Raw genomic sequence first — 18,015 nt, forward strand, 5'->3', positions numbered from 1 at the left:
GTTACTTTCCGCTCCAGTCTTTTTTGATTTCTTGATAGGCTTCATAAGGATTTTCTGCTTGGGTAATAGGTCGGCCAACAACGATATATGTGGACCCGATTTCGCGAGCATGTTGCGGCGTAACGACCCGTTGTTGGTCACCTACTGCACTTCCTGCTGGACGAATACCAGGTGTTAAGCAAATAAACGTTTGCTTGGTTGCTTCTTGAATACCACGTGCTTCTAATGCTGAACAAACCACGCCATCCAGACCCGCTTTTTCCGCACATTTAGCATAATGAATGACACTTGTCTCTAAAGGAACGTTGATTAATTGATCATGGTGCATCTCTTCTTCACTAGTAGAAGTCAACTGGGTTACAGCAATTAACTCAGGAACCTTAGCGCCTGGCTGAGTCCCTTTGATTAGACCTTCCTTAGCTGCTTGCATCATTCGAACGCCCCCTGCTGCATGGACATTGGTAATGGCAACGCCTAATTTTGCTAAATTTGTCATCGCTTTTTCCACAGTATTCGGAATATCATGTAATTTTAAATCCAAGAAAACATCGTGTCCTTGTTCTTTAAGCCAGCGAACAATCGCTGGTCCTTCTGCGTAAAAAAGTTCCATCCCCACTTTAACAAACAAGGCTTCTTCCTTAGGAAATTTTTCTAAAAAAACAGCCACTTCTTTTTGCGTGGGAAAATCTAACGCAATAATTGGTCTATCGTGCATTTTGCTGCCCCTCTCTCACTTCTTTAATTAATTGTTCCAACGATTCAATGCCTAACTCTTCCATTCGCTTAGGTAATCCGTCAATCAACTTCGGACAAATGTATGGATCTGTAAAGTTGGCCGTACCAACCCCGACAGCGCTAGCACCTGCCATGAACATTTCCAAGACATCGTCCACTGTTTGAACACCGCCCATTCCAATAATTGGCAACTGAGAAACACTGGCGACTTGTCGGATTAAGCGAATAGCAACAGGTTTAATGGCTGGTCCAGATAGTCCACCAGTTTGATTGGCTAAAATAGGTTTTCTCGTTTTTAAATCAATGCGCATCCCTAGCAATGTATTAACCATAGAAAAACCGTCTGCGCCCCCTGCTTCAATTGCTTGGGCGATCGGCACAATGTCCGTTACGTTTGGTGATAGTTTAACATAAATCGGAACAGAGGCGACTTTTTTGACTGCTTGTGTTAATTGAAAAGCAATGTCTGGATCTGTACCAAAAGCTATGCCGCCATGTTTCACATTAGGACAGGAAATATTCAGTTCAATTGCCTTGACGTTAGGCGCTTGCCCAATTTTTGCGCAAACAGCCACATAGTCCTCTTCGCAAGCACCTGCAACATTTGCGATAATCGGTAAGTTAGGGTATTTTTCTAATTTTGGTAATTTTTCTTGCATAACCACGTCTAAGCCTGGATTCTGCAATCCAATGGCATTTAGCATACCACTAGGTGTTTCAGCTACACGTGGTGTGGGATTTCCATATCGTGCTTGGGGCGTTGTTGCCTTAATCATAATTGAACCTAATTGATCAAGGTCATAATAGTTAGCATATTCTTCCCCGAACCCAAAGCAACCACTGGCGGGAATAATTGGATTTTTTAATGTTAAACCTGGAATTGAAACGGCTAAAGGATTTTTCATTATAAGATAACCTCACTTGCTTTAAAAATCGGACCTTCATCACAGACCTTGACACTTTTTGCTCCAGTAGTGTCTCCTTTTTTATGGCAAACGCAGGCATAGCAAGCCCCAATTCCACAGGCCATCCGTTCTTCTAAAGAAAGGTAAACGTGTGGATGTGTTGGAAATAAAGAATCAATTGCTTTTAACATACCATTCGCACCACAAGCATAAACTGCATCAGGGATCCGTCCTTTTGCTAACGCTTCTGACAATAAACGGCCCACGTTGCCATGAGCGCCAAACGAGCCGTCATCTGTGGCAAAATGTGTTTCTCCTAATGCCATAAATTCTTGTTGGTAATAAGCAACCTCTTTTGATGCATAACCAAGAAAATGAATCACTTTCACGCCTTTTTCATTGAGTTGTTTTGATAATTCATACAATGGGGGAATCCCGATTCCTCCGCCAACGATAAAAGCAGTTTGACCAGCTGCTACGGTAGTTATATCAAAGCCGTTTCCTAAAGGACCTAAAATATCTAATTGTTCACCAGCCTTCATGGTGGCAAACACTTCCGTTCCAGCGCCTTCGACTCGATAAATCAAACGACAGGTTTCGTTCGAATGATCAATTTGGTTGATGCTAATCGGTCGCCGCAAAAGTAAATCTGCACGCGGAACCTTGATATGCACAAACTGTCCAGGTCGTGTCATCTCTTTCACTAACTCGCCTTGTAAGTCTAACTGATAAATCCGTGGCGCTAACTGTTTTTGAGCTACAATGGTCATCATTTCTTGCTTTCTCTGCATCAGTATCCTTCACTCCTTTATTCTCTGATTCCCCTATAAATGATTTTCTATTTCTTCGTAAAAGAATCTGGAACAGTCCTCCTCAGACGATTGTTCCAGATTTTTGCTTAAATGGCTTCTGTCGTAAAGGCTCTTGATTCTAAAACTTTTAAAATCGCATTTGCTGTGTCAAGTGAGGTAAACAACGGAATCCCATGTTCGACTGCTTCCCGACGGATTGAAAACCCATCTTGGTTGGCACTGGAACGATTTTTATCCATGGTATTGATTACCACTTGTGCATTTCCATTACGAATGACATCCAGCACGGTTTCCCCTTCAGGATTAGAAATTTTCGTCACTTTCTTAACAGGCAACTGATGCTTCGCTAAAAAGTCAGAGGTTCCTTCCGTTGCGACTAAACTATAGCCAATTGCTGAAAAACGCTTAGCAATTTCTAAAGCCTCTTCTTTTGTTTCATCAGCAATGGTGAAAAGTACAGCCCCATAACTTGGCAAATGCAAGCCAGATGCTTCAAAGGCTTTATACAAGGCTTTTTCTAAATAATAATCACTACCCATAACTTCCCCAGTTGATTTCATTTCAGGCCCTAAGTACGTATCTACTTTTTGTAGTTTCGTAAAGGAGAACACAGGGGCTTTCACATGAACTTGTTTACTTTCAGGATATAATCCATCTTGATATCCTAGGTCAGTCAGTTTCTCACCAAGAATCGCTTTTGTAGCAACTTGGGCCATCGGAATCCCTGTGATTTTACTTAAGAAAGGAACTGTTCGACTCGCACGAGGATTCACTTCAATCACATAAACACGATTTTCATGAATAACAAATTGAATATTCATCATACCTACACAGTTTAAACCAAGTGCCAGTTTTTTTGTATAATCGGCAATCGTTGCTTGAATTTCTTGAGAAAGATACTGCGGTGGATAAACCGCCATTGAATCGCCAGAATGCACGCCAGCTCGTTCAATATGTTCCATAATCCCTGGAATTAGTACTGTTTCACCATCACAAATGGCATCAACTTCACATTCCTCTCCCAATAAATAGCTATCAACCAAGACAGGATGTTCTGGAGAAGCTTTGACTGCGTGTCGCATATAATCTTCCAAATCCTTTTGATTTTCGACAATTTCCATTGCACGACCACCTAAAACATAACTTGGACGAACTAAAACGGGATAGCCGATACGATCAGCAATCACGACTGCTTCTTCTGCACTTGTGGCCGTATCTCCTGGTGGTTGAGGAATCGCTAACTCTTGCAAAGCTTGTTCAAATAAATCACGATTTTCTGCACGATCTAAATCTTCAATCGTTGTTCCAAGAATTTTAACGCCTTGTTTTGTGAGCGGCTCAGCTAAATTAATCGCTGTTTGTCCACCAAATTGGACGATCACGCCAATCGGATTTTCTAAATCAATCACATTCATGACATCTTCTAAAGTTAATGGCTCAAAGTATAATTTATCAGAAACAGAGAAATCTGTTGAAACTGTTTCAGGATTACTATTCATAATAATTGCTTCATAACCAGCCGCTTGGATTGCTTTGACAGAATGAACGGTTGCATAATCAAACTCGACCCCTTGACCAATGCGAATGGGACCAGAACCTAATACTAGTACAGAAGGCTTTTTCGAAACATTGCTTTCGTTTTCCACTTCATACGTGCTATAAAAATAAGGCGTATGTGATTCAAACTCTGCAGCACACGTATCCACCATTTTATAGACGGGCACAATTTGATTGGCTCTGCGGAAGTCAGCGATGGCTTGTTCTGTTTGTCCCCAAAGTGCTGCGATTTTCCGATCAGAAAAGCCATTTTGTTTGGCTTCTTTCAAGACAGCTACGTTGTTCACGTGACTTTCAAGGGTCGTTTCAATTTCGATAATGTGTAAAAGTTTATCCAAGAAGAATAAATCAATTTTCGTTAAACTTTGTAATTCTTCGATGCTATATCCTCTGCGAATGGCTTCTGATAAGTAGAACAATCGATCATCTTGCGCATGGACCATTTTCTTCGTTAATTCTAAATCACTGACATGAGTTAGTTCTGCTAACTCGTTGTGATAAGCACCAATTTCTAAAGAACGAACTGCTTTTAATAAGGATTCTTCAATATTGCGGCCAATTGCCATGACTTCCCCGGTTGCTTTCATTTGCGTTCCTAGTTCTCGAGCACCTTTTTCAAATTTATCAAAAGGCCAACGAGGAATTTTGGAAACAACATAGTCCAAAGCCGGTTCAAATTCGGCATAAGTGGTTCCAGTAACTGGATTTTTCATTTCATCTAATGTTAAACCAACAGCAATTTTTGCAGCTAACTTCGCAATGGGATACCCTGTGGCTTTACTAGCAAGTGCAGATGAGCGAGAAACACGAGGATTAACTTCAATCACATAATAATTAAAGCTATGCGGGTCCAAAGCTAATTGAACATTACAGCCACCTTCAATTTTTAATGCACGAATAATTTTCAAGGACGCATCTCGCAACATTTGGTATTCATAATCTGATAAGGTTTGACTCGGAGCAAAAACAATCGAATCCCCAGTGTGAATGCCGACAGGATCAAAGTTTTCCATGTTACAAACCACAATCGCATTATCAGCCGAATCACGCATCACTTCATATTCAATTTCTTTAAAACCAGCAATACTTTTTTCAATTAAACATTGTGTAACTGGTGATAATTTCAGACCGTTTTCGGCAATCTGACGGAGTTCTTCTTCCGTATCACACATGCCGCCGCCTGTTCCACCTAAGGTAAATGCGGGACGAACGATAATTGGATAGCCAATTCGTTTGGCAAAAGCCACGGCTTGTTCCACCGTATTGACAATTTCACTTTCTGGAATCGGTTGTTCTAATTCTTCCATCAATTGTTTAAATAAATCACGGTCTTCCGCTTGGTCAATCGCACTGAGCTTTGTTCCTAGCAATTCTACATTTAGCTCATCTAAAATTCCTGATTCCGATAATTCCATCGCCATATTTAATCCAGTTTGACCACCTAATGTTGGTAGAAGAGCATCAGGACGTTCTTTTCGCAAAATTCTTGAAACAAATTCTAAAGTAATCGGTTCGATATAAACATGATCCGCGATTTCCTTATCGGTCATGATAGTCGCTGGATTTGAGTTTACTAAGACAACTTCATACCCTTCTTCTTTTAGCGCTAAACAGGCTTGTGTGCCTGCATAGTCAAATTCTGCTGCTTGTCCAATAATGATTGGTCCTGAACCAATCACCATGATTTTCTTGATGTCCGTTCGTTTTGGCATTAGTTTTGCTCCTTCCATGCATCCATTAATTCCATAAATTCGTCAAATAAATGAAGACCATCGTGCGGTCCTGGAGCCGCATCTGGGTGATATTGCACAGTAAAAGCTGGATAATCTCGATGACGCACGCCTTCAACTGTTCCATCATTGACTTCCACGTGGGTCACAAGTAATTTTTCTGGATCAATTGTTGCTTCATCTACGGCATATCCGTGGTTTTGTGAAGTGAAATCAATGCGTCCTGTTGCAATTTCTCGTACAGGATGATTCAAACCGCGATGTCCAAACTTCATCTTATACGTATCCGCACCATTTGCTAATGAAAATAACTGATGACCTAAGCAGATGCCGAAAATTGGAACTTTTCCTTGGATTGCTTGAATCATTTCAATAGCTTCAGGCACATCTTTGGGATCTCCAGGCCCATTTGTCAACATGACACCATCGGGACTTAATTCTAAAATCTCTTCGGCCGTTGTATTATAAGGCAACACGGTTAAGTTGCATTGCCGTTTTGATAATTCTCGCAAAATACTATGTTTCAACCCAAAATCAACGACGACTACATTACGCCCAATACCTGGACTCGGATAAGGCTTAGTGGTGGAGACTTGTGCCACTTGATTTTTCGGCATGACTGTCGCTTTTAATTGATCAAACGCATGCGGCAAATCATCCACGGCATCAATGATGCTCCCTTTCATTGTTCCAGCTGATCGTAATTTACGAGTCAGTGCACGCGTATCAATTCCTGAAATTCCCGGAATCCCTTTGCGCTTTAAAAATTCATCCAAGGTCATTTGTTGACGCCAATTTGAAGCAACCCGCGCATGCTCTTTAACAATGACACCTTTACAGGTTGGTGCAATGGATTCATAATCATCTCGGTTGACCCCGTAATTTCCAACTAATGGATACGTAAAAGTAATCATTTGTCCATTAAAACTTTGGTCAGTAATTGCTTCTTGGTAACCTGTCATGCCAGTAGTAAAAACAACTTCTCCTACTACATTGCCTTCTGCACCAAACGCTTTTCCTTCAAATACTGTTCCGTCTTCTAAAATCAATAACCTTTTCAAACCTACTGCGCCTCCTCCGACCAAGCTAATGCTCCGTCAACAAATGTCATAAGTGTCTTTCCTTTGACTGTCCACCCTGTAAATGGTGTATTGACAGCCATTGATTCAAATGCTTCTGCATCAATTGGTGCAGCTGTTGCTAAGTCAAAAACTGCAATATCTGCTGGTGCACCAATTGTTAGTGTTCCTGCGTTTAATCCAAAAATTTCTGCCGGTTTCACTGCCATCCAATCAATCACTTGTTCTAATGTGAAAATGCCTGTTTCGACAAAGTTCGTATAAATCAATTGGAAGGCCGTTTCACTACCGACAATACCAAAAGGTGCGTTTAAAAATGATTGTTGTTTTTCTTCTAAACCATGGGGCGCATGGTCGGTAGCAATACAGTCAATCGTGCCATCTAACAAGCCGTCAATCAATGCTTGTCGATCTGCTAAACCACGTAATGGCGGGTTCATTTTCCAAAACCCTTCGTCACCAGGAATATCCTCATCGACTAAAATTAAATGGTGTGGCGAAACTTCGGCTGTTACGTGAATCCCTGCTTTTTTAGCATCTCGAATAACGCGCACGCTTTCTTCTGTTGAAACATGACAAACATGATAATGAACGCCTGTTTCTTTTGCTAAAGTAATATCCCGAGCAATTTGTGAAGCTTCCGTTGCACTTAAAATCCCTGGTAGGCCTAATTTCTTAGAAACTTCGCCTTCATGCATCACACCGCCAAATAATAAAGATTCATCTTCCGTGTGCGCAACAAGCGCCATATTTAATGCAGCCGCTTCTTTCATGGCTAAGTACATCGTTCCTGCCGTTTGGACACCAACACCATCATTCGTAAATGCAAAGGCGCCCGCTTCTTTTAAGGCCTTCTGATTGGTTAAAACTTCACTCCGTAGCTCTTCTGTAATGGGGGCATATTGTAAAACTTTCACGACTGCATCTTTTTGAATTAAGTCGTAAACCTCACTTAATTTTTCAGCCGTATCTGGTACTGGATTCAAATTGGGCATTGCGCAAACCGTAGTAAAACCACCGCGAGCAGCAGCTTTACTGCCCGTTTTAATCGTTTCTTTATACGTAAAGCCTGGTTCTCTAAAGTGAACATGCACATCCACCAAGCCTGGCGTGATTAGTTGCCCGTTCGCATCAAACACTTGCTCAAAATCTGCTTCGTCAAACGATTCCCCGATTGCGTGAATCACACCATTTTCTAGCCAAAGTGCTGCCTCAATCAATTGATTCTCTTTTTTGATGATTTTTCCATTCTTAATTAACGTCTTCATTTCTCCACCTAGGCCTTTCCATGTAAAATTGCTTCCAAAATTGCCATGCGCATAAAGACTCCGTTACTCATTTGCGCGACGATTCTTGATTGCAGACTTTCCACTAATTCATCTGCCAGTTCAACATCCCGATTGACTGGCGCTGGATGCATAATAATTGCGTGTTTCTGTAAACGAGTTGCCCGTTCGTTGGTTAAACCATATTCCAAATGATAGCCTTCTTTTGAAAAACTTTCCTTACCATCATGACGTTCGTGCTGCACGCGAAGCAACATCATCACATCGACTTTTTCAACAATTTCATCTAGCGGCACATATTGTCCATAGACATCAAACTGATGATCGTACCACTCTTCTGGACCTGAAAAATAAATTTCAGCGCCTAAACGGTTTAATAACTGCATATTTGATTTAGCAACGCGAGAATGTGTAATATCTCCCACAATCGCCACTTTCAAGCCTTCAAATCCACCAAATTCTTCATAAATAGTCATCAGATCCAATAAACATTGTGTAGGGTGTTGTCCACTCCCGTCCCCACCGTTAATAATAGAACATTGAATCGTTTTACTTTGAATCAATTCATCGTAATAATTTTCTTTACCATGACGAATGACTGCTACATCTACACCAATTGCCGACATCGTTAGTACTGTATCGTATAACGTTTCTCCTTTTTGAACAGAACTTCTACTTGCTTCAAACTCAATCACTTCTAAGCCTAATTTTTTCTCAGCTACCTCAAAACTTTTATGTGTTCGAGTACTATTTTCAAAAAACAAGTTTGTTGCAAAATATTGACGTTCTTCTGGGTGCCATTTTGCCCCCTGTTTAAATTCTCCTGCGCGACGGATTAACCCCATGACTTCACGGTCGGTTAAAGCCTCAGCAGTTAAAAGATGTTTTAAACTAATTCGTTCAGATGTAATAATCATTCGTCCAGTCCTCCTACTGTTCTTCGCTACGTGCGTTTTCCGGTAAAATTAAATTCAAAACAATTCCTAAGACGGTTGCTAATGCCATTGAAGACAATTCAAAGGTTCCTACTTTGAAGACTAAGCCACCAATGCCGATAACTAAAATTACTGAAGCAATCAATAAATTCTTTTTCTTATCAAAATTAATCTTATTATCGATTAAGATTTTCAAACCACTTGCGGCAATCACACCGAACAAGACGAAACTAATTCCTGAAATAACTGGTCCTGGGATACTTAGAATCAAGGCACTTAATTTTCCAACAAAGCCTAAAGCTACAGCGAACACCGCGGCTCCACCAATTACGAAGACACTGTGTACTCTTGTAATTGCCAGCACGCCGATATTTTCACCATAACTTGTAACTGGCGGTCCACCAACAAAACCTGCTACAATTTGCGCTAAGCCATCTCCCATTAAAGTTTTAGATAAGCCTGGGTCTTGGAAAAAGTTGCGCTTGGTTAATTTATTCAAGACCATTAAATGACCAATATGTTCTGTCATTGTTACAAAAGCAATTGGTGCCATTGTTGTAATGGCATTTAAATACAATTTCGGTTCATATTGAACAAAAGGTACTTCAAAATTAGGTAAAGCAAACCACGCAGCTTCTTTAATAGGGGTTAAATCAATAATTCCGAAAGCTAAAGCGACTAGGTACCCACTGACAATTCCCAAAAGAATTGGAATTAATCCTAAGAAGCCTTTGAAAAACATGTTGTAAAAAATGGTTAAGCCTAAAGTAATCAAGGCTACGGCAATATATTTAAAATCATAAACGTTGTTGTTATACATTGCGTTATTTGCGGCATTAGCTGCCAAGCCTAAACCGATAACCATCACGACAGGTCCTACAACGATAGGCGGTAAAATTTTATCCAACCAGTCGGAACCAATTTTTTTAATGATTAATGAAACGATTAGGTATACCAAGCCGGTTGTCATAGCACCTTGGGCAATGGCTGGATAACCATCACTCTTCATTAACATCTGCATCGCTGCAATAAAAGCAAAGCTACTGCCAAGATAAGCGGGGATTTTTCCTTTTGTAGTAATCAGATAGACCATTGTTCCTAATCCTGAACTGACTAACGCAATCCCTGGGTCAATTCCTACTAAGATTGGTACTAAAACCGTTGCACCAAACATCGTAAATAAATGTTGTAAACTTAGGCCAACCCAGTGAAAAGCTTGCGGTCTGTCTTTAATATCTAAGACTGCATCCTCATTTCGAAATTCTTTTTCTGACAACGTTGTTCACTCCTTTTTATTCGTTTCCTTTACTGATCATAATACGATCTGCGCCGTCACGCTCTTCCATTTCCACAATAATTTCCTCAGTTTTTGATGTTGGAATATTTTTCCCTACATAATCGGCACGAATCGGTAGTTCCCGATGCCCACGATCTACTAAGACTGCTAAAGAGATTTTTCTTGGACGACCTAAATCCATAACAGCGTCCATCGCAGCACGAATGGTCCGGCCCGTGTACAAGACATCATCCACTAAAATAACTTCTTTACCTTCAATTGAGACTGGTACGTCAGAAGAATGTAATTCAGGTTCCTCCATATCTTTCACATCATCACGATACAAAGTAATATCTAATTCACCAACTGGCACGTCAATATCTTCTAATTGTTTTAAGCGTTCGGCTAGACGTTGTGCAATGTATATCCCACGCGTTTTAATTCCTACTAAAACAATGTCTTGAATTCCTTTGTTTCTTTCAATAATTTCATACGAGATTCGAGTAAGCGCTCGTTTCATTGTGACTGCGTCAACAACTTCTTTCTTTGGCATAATAATTTCCTCCTCATTTCTTTTTTATCTACGTCCTCGCTGTCTTGGGGTCAGCGATTCTTCCTTCAATTGAGCAGCTGAAAAATAAGTGGATTTTTATTGAAATTGTCCTGTTATTTTTTCCAACAAAAAATCCTCCTACCCGTATGAGGATAGGAGGATGTTGGTTACAGTTTAAAAAGGTACAAGGGTACCATGTAGCCCACACAACTTACTAACTAAGCGCACCTAGTGTTCTTTTGCATGATTCCTTCTTAGCCTCACGGGACTAAACTTAAAGGTTACAGTTATTTAGTTATTTTTCTTCTTAAAAAAGAGTTTACCTCTTCTTCAGAAAAAAATCAATGATTATTTCTTAATTGGTGTAAAGTTTTTTCAAAAACTTCTGGTAAAGGTGCTTCAAAAACTAATTGTTCACCTGTAGTAGGATGTGTAAAGCCTAATAACTTCGCATGTAAAAATTGCCCATTGCCAGGCAATGTTTTTTTCGGTCCATATAACGGATCTCCAGCTAATGGATAACCGATATATTTCATGTGAACACGGATTTGATGTGTCCGGCCTGTTTCTAGTTGTAATTCAACTAAGGTAAATGCATCAAAACGCTCTAAAACAGTAAAGTGCGTGACTGCTTCTTTACCGCCTTCAATGACCGCTTGCATTTTGCGGTCAACCTTGGAACGACCAATAGGTGCATTTATTTCTCCCTTATCGTGAGGAATAACACCGTGGACCAAGGCAACGTATTTACGTAACGATGTTTTTTCTTTTAGCTGTTTCGCTAATGATTCATGGGCTTGATCATTTTTAGCCACCATCAATAGCCCCGAAGTATCTTTATCAATTCGATGAACAATTCCCGGTCGCACCACATCATTTATCGCCGATAAGTGATCCGCATGATGAAGTAACGCGTTCACTAATGTACCATTGGGGTGCCCTGCCGAAGGATGAACAACCATGCCTTGAGGTTTGTTGACGACAATCACATCATTGTCTTCATAAACAATGGTCAAAGGAATATCCTCTGCTACCATATCTAGAACTTCTGGTTCAGGAATTGTTACCACAATTTCATCGCCTGCTGTAACTTTGTAATTTGCGCGGACCGTTTCACCGTTAACTGTTACGTGTTTTTCTTTTAACCATTGTTGAATTTGCGAGCGAGAATGATTGGGTAAATGTTCACTTAATACTTTGTCAATCCGGCCTTTTTCTGTTTGAATCGTTACGTTAATTTGTTCCATTTTTGCCTTCCTTTGCTGCTTTTTCATCTAAAATCAAATAAATAAATATACAAATAACGCCGACCACTAACGTACTATCTGCAACATTAAAAATAGGAAAATTCATAAAATCCGTTTGGAGCATGTCCACCACGTAGCCTAAACGTACACGATCAATAAAATTTCCAATGGCACCTGCTAAGACAAAAGATAAACCTACAGAATACCAGATACTTTTTTTATAATTCTTAATTAATAAATAAATAATCACGACACTAACAATTACTGTGATGACATAAAAGAATATCATCTTTCCTTCTAATAAGCTCCAAGCAGCTCCGGTATTTCTTAAATGGGTCAGCGACAAAAATCCAGGAATGAATTCTTTTGTTTCACCCAAAGAAATGTTTTGGACCGTCAAATATTTGCTCCATTGGTCAAGCCCTACTAATAAGGCACTGATTAAAAAATATACTACTAACAATCGCGTCATTCCTTTTCTCTATGAATACTTGCTAAATCTCTTGGTCGAACAATGCCTACTAACTCACCATTAGGATGGCCACTTTTACTAATAAGCACAGCTTCTAAGCGTGGCTGCTCCCGAAACATTTGTTCAACTTCAAAAACGGTTGCTTCAATTGAAACAAATTGATAGTTGCTGCGTTTATAATTTGATGCCAACAATTCTCGCACCGTTCGGTTGGCAATGTGAACTTCGCCTTTGGTGCTCTCAATGGCAAACCATACACCAATCCCTCGAACCGTGATTAATCCTTTAAATACACCTTTTTCATAAATCGGAAATTGAGAATATTGTTTTTTTGCAATAATCGTTAATAACGTTTCTAAAGAAGTGGTGATTTCAAAAGCTGTAACACGTTTCGCAAATTTAGGCACTACTTTTTCTGGTTTTGTTAAAGCTTGTTCAATCGTTTCAATTCGTTGAACTGCCCATTCGTTTGGCTCTGCAATTACAAAATCATCAGCAATTCGCTCATGAACGATGGCATTTCTTAACTGAGCCATTTGAAGCAAATCCTCTTCAAATTGAGCAATCTGTCCTTTTTCTTTTCGGGAAAGACGTCTTGTCATTTCACTGAATCCCATGTTGACAGGATTGTTCAGTCTCTCTCTCATCCACTTTTCAATGCGATTAAAGTGTGCTAAAAATGTATCTGCTCGTTCCCCCATAGTCGTTGCTCCTTATAATAAACTACGCAATAAATTTCCGTCATTATTTTTTATTGAGCTACTTTCAAGTATATACTAAAAATAGGTCTCAGGAAAGAGCGGCTTTAAAAGAGACCGCTCGCTTGACCCGTTTCGTCCACATCCATATTTAACGCAGCAGGAACCTTCGGCAAGCCAGGCATCGTTAAAATGTCACCCGTTAACGCCACGATAAACCCCGCACCGATTTTTGGAACTAGTTCACGAATCGTAATCGTAAATCCTTCTGGCCGTCCTAATTTTTGAGGATCGTCAGAAAGTGAATACTGTGTCTTCGCCATGCAGATTGGTAATTGATCCCAACCATTTTTTGTAAAGTCTGCGATTTGTTTTTGCGCTTTCGGAGAAAAAATCGCCTGTTCCCCGCCGTAAATCGTTTGTACAATGGCTTGAATTTTTTCTTCAATAGTTTGGCGAGGATTATATAAAGGTTGAAACTGTTTTGTATTGGCTTCAATCTCTGCTACTACTGTTTTCGCTAGATTCGTGCCACCTGCGCCACCTTGCGCCCAAACACTTGTTAACTCGACGGGCACGCCTAACGCTTGGCAGGCTTCTTTCAATAGTTGAATTTCTTTTTCTGTATCCTGTGTAAACTCATTAATTGCAACAACTACTGGTACATCATAACGTTGCATGTTTTGAATATGTTGTTCTAAGTTGGCAAAGCCTTTTTGTAACGCTGGTAAATTTTCTTCTGCTAACTGATCTTTCGCCAAACCGCCATGCATTTTCAACGCGCGAATCGTTGCCACAATCACAACGGCATCGGGTGCTTTTCCTAAAGAAGGTACTTTAATATCTAAAAATTTTTCGCCACCCAAGTCGCCACCAAAACCTGCTTCTGTTACGACATAATCCCCTAGATGCAAAGCTGTTTTTGTCGCTAAAATACTGTTACATCCATGAGCGATATTGGCAAAAGGACCACCGTGAACAAAAGCTGGAGTTCCTTCAATCGTTTGAACTAAATTAGGTTTTAAGGCGTCTTTTAATAATAAAGTCAGGGCACCTGCCACGTTTAAATCTTTAACCGTCACCGGCTCTCTTTGGTCATTATAGGCGACAATAATCCGACTTAAGCGTTCTTTTAAGTCCGTTAAATTTTGCGCTAAACAAAGAATCGCCATAATTTCGCTCGCCACAGTAATATCGAAACCGTCTTCTCTTGGTACACCTTGGAAAGGACCGCCTAAACCAACAACGACCTGTCTGAGCGCACGATCATTTAGATCCACTGCCCGTTTCCAAATCACCCGTCGAGAATCAATCTTTAATTCATTTCCTTGCTGTAAATGATTATCTAGTAACGCAGCTAAGGCATTATTGGCTGTCGTAATCGCATGCATATCACCAGTAAAATGCAAATTGATTTCTTCCATTGGTAATACTTGTGCGTAACCGCCACCTGTTGCGCCACCTTTAATCCCCATCACAGGACCTAATGATGGTTCTCTTAGGGCAATAACTGTTTTTTTATTGATTTGATTTAATGCATCTCCTAAACCAATGGTCACGGTTGATTTTCCTTCTCCTGCTGGTGTTGGATTAATCGATGTAACGAGAATTAATTTACCTTCTGGTTGCGCTTCTAAGGATTGAAGCGTTGGAAAATCTATTTTCGCTTTGTATTTCCCATAAAGTTCGAGCGAATCTTCTGAAAGACCGATTGTTTCGGCAATCTCTTGAATAGGTTTTAATGTTGCTGCTTGTGCAATGTTAATATCTGTCTTCATAACGGACCCCTTTTCAATTCTTTATCGTCTTTGTGACACATTGTTTCTTTTAAATTATAGCTTGTATTGAATAGAATGGCTAGAATAACCTTTTTTAAACAACCCAACCATTGACGTTTGGTAGCCTTTTCTCGTATAATGAAAGTGTCTTTACAAATCTAAAAGGAGCGTGAATTGGATGCAAAAAGGAATTGTCAAATGGTTCGATAACAGAAAAGGTTATGGTTTTATCGTTTACAACGAAGAAGATGAGATTTTTGTCCACTTCACTGCTATAGAAGGTGACGGATTCAAATCACTTGATGAGAATCAATCTGTAGAGTTCGAGATAATGGAAGGCAATCGTGGGCTACAAGCAGCACATGTCAAAAAAATAGATAACTAAAAAAGCTGAACCAACAACGCTTTGCTCCAAAAAGTAAGTAAACGTAGCGTTTGTTTCAGCTGATTATTTTAAGATTTTGAGAGTGGGTCACCAGTCGTTTCGACTTATGACTCACTCTTGTTTTTTTCTTCTTTTTTATGAAGGCCCAAAGAATGATCTTCTGCTACCTTCAATTCAGGCTTTTTTATCTTAAGTGCCTCAAGAAATAACGGAATCGTTTTCTTTTTCATTAAAAAGACTTTTGAGCCTTCCTTAAATTCTGAGGAAAAAATTTCGATGCTTTTTTCATTGTAGGTTACTTTTTCTATCTGAGAAAGCGGAAGTGCTTTTTTGCGAAACCATAAAACATCTCTGACAATTAAAGATGTTTCTGTCAGGTTAAAAGACCGCGCAATTCCTAGATAAGCAAACACAAAAAATGGAACCATCACCAGATTACTAATCAAGTAAGGACCATTATTTTCCAATGCTAAAATTAAACTAATAAATAATATACAAAATGTGCAAGACCAGTAAATAATTGTTGATGCTAATTCTGGCTGCCAATAGAATTTCTGTTTTTTCATAAAGTGCCCTCACTACTTCTGGATCAACGCCGCTAAATTTAAATATGTTATAATAGTAACATACTTTTTTTAAGAACAAAAAGAAATTAGGAGTAATTTTATGTTAAGAATTTATGTAGATGCTGCAACAAAAGGCAATCCAGGTGAATCTGGCGGCGGTATCGTTTACCTCACCGACCAATCGCGGCAACAATTGCATGTGCCTTTAGGCATTGTTAGTAATCACGAAGCCGAATTTAAAGTGCTGATTGAAGCTTTAAAACAAGCGATTGCCAATGAAGACAATCAACAAACCGTTCTTCTCCACTCAGATAGTAAAATTGTTGTCCAAACAATTGAAAAAAACTATGCTAAAAATGAAAAGTACCAGCCTTATTTAGCAGAATATCAACAACTAGAAAAGAATTTCCCTTTGCTCTTAATCAAATGGCTACCTGAAAGTCAAAACAAAGCGGCCGATATGCTTGCACGGCAAGCATTACAAAAATTTTATCCCAATAAAAAGTAGCACTGTTTACTTAATGCTTTTCCTTTATTAATTTGATAGTTAAACACGTGGAGCAAAAATCCCTAGTGATTTTTGCTCCACGTTTAAAAACAGATAAACGGTTCTGTCTCGACTTCTTCTTATAGCCACTTATTCTTTTGTCGTTATTTCCGCAAATTGCCCATTGCTTAGCGAAAGGATTGCTTCAGGCGCTAATTCAATTTGCATGCCACGTTTGCCTGCAGAAACAATAATTGCAGAATATTGTTGAGCTTCTTCAGCCAAATAGGTGGGAAATTGTTTTTTCATCCCAATTGGTGAACAGCCCCCACGAATATAGCCTGTGGTTGCTTCTAAATCTTTTAAGTGAAGCATTTCTACCTTTTTGTTGCCACTAGCTTTCGCTAATTTTTTCAAATCTAATTCTTGATTACCAGGAATGACAGCCACGACTGGACCTGTTTTATTACCTACTGTAACCAAGGTTTTAAAAATTCGTCCTTTTTCAATACCTAAACTTTCAGCGACACTTTCTGCACTTAAATGATCTTCACTCCAAGCGAATTCATATTCTTTATATGGTACTTTATGTTGTTCTACCATGCGCATCGCATTCGTTTTTTGTTGTGTTTTTTTCTTTGCCACTTTTTTCACCTTCTGAATCACTTGTTTTGTTCGAATGTCTTTAAATAATTTCTTAATACTTGTACGGATAGTTGGCCCGGTGCGGACGCTTGCTGGGCGGAGCCAAAAGTTAGTGCCGACCCGAACAGTTGACCTGTTACGCGACTAATCATCCCTAACTGTCCCATTGACATAGTAACGATTGGGACGGATGCATAATGGGTGTACATTTCATTGGTTGCTGAAAGTAACGTAAGTACATCTGTCGCATCTTGTGGCATCACAGCTATTTTACAAATATCCGCCTGACGCATTTGCATTTGGCGTAACCGTGCGACAATCTCCTCTTGCGACGGTGTTTTCTGAAAGTCGTGATTACAGAGAACAATTTTAATCCCCGCCTTTTTAGCTTCGTGAATTAACGTATCTGCCGCCAGCGGATTCGCAAATAATTCAATATCTAATAAATCCAACGCACCCTTTTTCACTAATTCATGATACAAAGCAAAATAATTTTCCTCAGAAAAAGCCATTTCGCCGCCTTCTTTTTGTGTACGAAAAGTTAACAATAACGGTTTTTGCCCCAACCGTTCCATTACTTGTTGTGAAAGATTACATACATCGGAAAAATCAGCGACATTTTCATAATAGTCTAAACGCCATTCCACCAAATCACAATCTAGTGTTTGGCTCGCCGTTGCTTCGGCCAAAATATCCTCGGCTGTTCGAGCAACAATGGGCACCACAATTTTGGGATTCCCTTCACCTATTCGCACTTTTTTGACTATAACTGGCTTCACAGTTCCACCTAACTTCCTCGTTTGTTTTTCTCTCTTCATATCATACCATTTCTATTCTTTTTTGCAATTTAAAGAGCTACAAAGACACCT

At 39.6% G+C, this 18,015-nt stretch carries 18 protein-coding genes; 2 read left to right on the forward strand and 16 right to left on the reverse strand.

The window, feature by feature from the left end; all coding sequences use genetic code 11:
* Window position 1: 1 nt before the first annotated feature.
* From pyrF to IGJ37_RS07120, 13 genes are all read right to left on the reverse strand, one after another.
* Window positions 2-715 (reverse strand): orotidine-5'-phosphate decarboxylase, encoded by a 714-nt coding sequence (pyrF, locus tag IGJ37_RS07060; RefSeq protein ID WP_002357417.1) that lies wholly within the window; start codon window positions 713-715, stop codon window positions 2-4.
* Entirely contained in the window at window positions 705-1,643 is a 939-nt protein-coding gene (locus IGJ37_RS07065; protein ID WP_025188363.1) for a dihydroorotate dehydrogenase, read from the reverse strand. Before IGJ37_RS07065 ends, pyrF begins: the two co-directional genes overlap by 11 nt.
* Window positions 1,640-2,431, reverse strand: a complete 792-nt coding sequence (locus IGJ37_RS07070; protein WP_002365731.1) for a dihydroorotate dehydrogenase electron transfer subunit — start codon at window positions 2,429-2,431, stop codon at window positions 1,640-1,642. The genes IGJ37_RS07065 and IGJ37_RS07070 overlap by 4 nt, the downstream gene beginning before the upstream one ends.
* Before the next feature lie 107 nt (window positions 2,432-2,538).
* The gene (gene carB / locus IGJ37_RS07075) at window positions 2,539-5,721 is read right to left on the reverse strand and encodes a carbamoyl-phosphate synthase large subunit (protein WP_252671095.1); all 3,183 of its coding nucleotides are present in this window, start codon (window positions 5,719-5,721) and stop codon (window positions 2,539-2,541) included.
* A complete protein-coding gene (locus IGJ37_RS07080; RefSeq protein ID WP_002360175.1) occupies window positions 5,721-6,800 on the reverse strand; it encodes a carbamoyl phosphate synthase small subunit in 1,080 nt (359 codons plus the stop codon). The genes carB and IGJ37_RS07080 overlap by 1 nt, the downstream gene beginning before the upstream one ends.
* A gap of 2 nt (window positions 6,801-6,802) precedes the next feature.
* Window positions 6,803-8,086, reverse strand: coding sequence for a dihydroorotase (locus IGJ37_RS07085; protein WP_002357412.1), 1,284 nt, complete (start codon window positions 8,084-8,086; stop codon window positions 6,803-6,805).
* Between the two features lie 8 nt (window positions 8,087-8,094).
* A complete protein-coding gene (locus tag IGJ37_RS07090) occupies window positions 8,095-9,021 on the reverse strand; it encodes an aspartate carbamoyltransferase catalytic subunit (protein WP_002357411.1) in 927 nt (308 codons plus the stop codon).
* A 13-nt stretch (window positions 9,022-9,034) separates the two neighbouring features.
* Window positions 9,035-10,315 carry a solute carrier family 23 protein gene (locus tag IGJ37_RS07095; protein WP_002357410.1) on the reverse strand — a complete coding sequence of 427 codons (1,281 nt, stop codon included), beginning with the start codon at window positions 10,313-10,315 and terminating at the stop codon, window positions 9,035-9,037.
* A gap of 16 nt (window positions 10,316-10,331) precedes the next feature.
* Complete coding sequence (pyrR, locus tag IGJ37_RS07100) at window positions 10,332-10,871, reverse strand: bifunctional pyr operon transcriptional regulator/uracil phosphoribosyltransferase PyrR (protein WP_301280621.1); 540 nt, start codon at window positions 10,869-10,871, stop codon at window positions 10,332-10,334.
* Window positions 10,872-11,209: 338 nt separating this feature from the next.
* Window positions 11,210-12,115, reverse strand: a complete 906-nt coding sequence (locus tag IGJ37_RS07105) for an RluA family pseudouridine synthase (protein ID WP_002371061.1) — start codon at window positions 12,113-12,115, stop codon at window positions 11,210-11,212.
* The gene (gene lspA / locus IGJ37_RS07110; RefSeq protein ID WP_002360174.1) at window positions 12,102-12,578 is read right to left on the reverse strand and encodes a signal peptidase II; all 477 of its coding nucleotides are present in this window, start codon (window positions 12,576-12,578) and stop codon (window positions 12,102-12,104) included. Before lspA ends, IGJ37_RS07105 begins: the two co-directional genes overlap by 14 nt.
* A 5-nt stretch (window positions 12,579-12,583) precedes the next feature.
* Window positions 12,584-13,288: a CBS domain-containing protein gene (locus tag IGJ37_RS07115; protein WP_002360173.1), complete on the reverse strand. Its 705-nt coding sequence runs from the start codon at window positions 13,286-13,288 to the stop codon at window positions 12,584-12,586.
* Between the two features lie 104 nt (window positions 13,289-13,392).
* The gene (locus IGJ37_RS07120; protein WP_325814834.1) at window positions 13,393-15,063 is read right to left on the reverse strand and encodes a formate--tetrahydrofolate ligase; all 1,671 of its coding nucleotides are present in this window, start codon (window positions 15,061-15,063) and stop codon (window positions 13,393-13,395) included.
* 178 nt (window positions 15,064-15,241) lie between these two features.
* On the opposite strand from IGJ37_RS07120, the gene IGJ37_RS07125 reads away from it, so the two are divergent.
* Window positions 15,242-15,448, forward strand: a complete 207-nt coding sequence (locus tag IGJ37_RS07125; protein WP_002357404.1) for a cold-shock protein — start codon at window positions 15,242-15,244, stop codon at window positions 15,446-15,448.
* Between the two features lie 104 nt (window positions 15,449-15,552).
* Here the strand turns inward: IGJ37_RS07125 and IGJ37_RS07130 are convergent, their stop codons facing one another.
* Complete coding sequence (locus tag IGJ37_RS07130) at window positions 15,553-16,014, reverse strand: EbsA family protein (RefSeq protein ID WP_010712512.1); 462 nt, start codon at window positions 16,012-16,014, stop codon at window positions 15,553-15,555.
* A 100-nt stretch (window positions 16,015-16,114) separates the two neighbouring features.
* Between IGJ37_RS07130 and IGJ37_RS07135 the strand changes: the two genes are divergently transcribed.
* Entirely contained in the window at window positions 16,115-16,522 is a 408-nt protein-coding gene (locus tag IGJ37_RS07135) for a ribonuclease HI family protein (RefSeq protein ID WP_002357402.1), read from the forward strand.
* Window positions 16,523-16,651: 129 nt separating this feature from the next.
* Here IGJ37_RS07135 and ybaK read toward each other — a convergent pair whose 3' ends face one another.
* Window positions 16,652-17,167: a Cys-tRNA(Pro) deacylase gene (gene ybaK / locus IGJ37_RS07140; protein ID WP_016633917.1), complete on the reverse strand. Its 516-nt coding sequence runs from the start codon at window positions 17,165-17,167 to the stop codon at window positions 16,652-16,654.
* Complete coding sequence (gene aroD / locus IGJ37_RS07145) at window positions 17,164-17,925, reverse strand: type I 3-dehydroquinate dehydratase (RefSeq protein WP_174121051.1); 762 nt, start codon at window positions 17,923-17,925, stop codon at window positions 17,164-17,166. The genes ybaK and aroD overlap by 4 nt, the downstream gene beginning before the upstream one ends.
* Window positions 17,926-18,015 lie beyond the last annotated feature (90 nt).

The sequence above is a fragment of the Enterococcus sp. AZ104 genome (assembly GCF_050546705.1).
Classification (GTDB): domain Bacteria; phylum Bacillota; class Bacilli; order Lactobacillales; family Enterococcaceae; genus Enterococcus; species Enterococcus faecalis.

Excerpts from the sequence above, each read along its gene's own strand:
- pyrF (WP_002357417.1), bottom strand. The coding sequence starts at position 715 with ATGCACGATAGACCAATTATTGCGTTAGATTTTCCCACGCAAAAAGAA.
- IGJ37_RS07070 (WP_002365731.1), bottom strand. The coding sequence starts at position 2,431 with ATGCAGAGAAAGCAAGAAATGATGACCATTGTAGCTCAAAAACAGTTA.
- carB (WP_252671095.1), bottom strand. The coding sequence starts at position 5,721 with ATGCCAAAACGAACGGACATCAAGAAAATCATGGTGATTGGTTCAGGA.
- IGJ37_RS07085 (WP_002357412.1), bottom strand. The coding sequence starts at position 8,086 with ATGAAGACGTTAATTAAGAATGGAAAAATCATCAAAAAAGAGAATCAA.
- IGJ37_RS07090 (WP_002357411.1), bottom strand. The coding sequence starts at position 9,021 with ATGATTATTACATCTGAACGAATTAGTTTAAAACATCTTTTAACTGCT.
- IGJ37_RS07105 (WP_002371061.1), bottom strand. The coding sequence starts at position 12,115 with ATGGAACAAATTAACGTAACGATTCAAACAGAAAAAGGCCGGATTGAC.
- IGJ37_RS07115 (WP_002360173.1), bottom strand. The coding sequence starts at position 13,288 with ATGGGGGAACGAGCAGATACATTTTTAGCACACTTTAATCGCATTGAA.
- IGJ37_RS07120 (WP_325814834.1), bottom strand. The coding sequence starts at position 15,063 with ATGAAGACAGATATTAACATTGCACAAGCAGCAACATTAAAACCTATT.
- IGJ37_RS07125 (WP_002357404.1), top strand. The coding sequence starts at position 15,242 with ATGCAAAAAGGAATTGTCAAATGGTTCGATAACAGAAAAGGTTATGGT.
- IGJ37_RS07130 (WP_010712512.1), bottom strand. The coding sequence starts at position 16,014 with ATGAAAAAACAGAAATTCTATTGGCAGCCAGAATTAGCATCAACAATT.
- IGJ37_RS07135 (WP_002357402.1), top strand. The coding sequence starts at position 16,115 with ATGTTAAGAATTTATGTAGATGCTGCAACAAAAGGCAATCCAGGTGAA.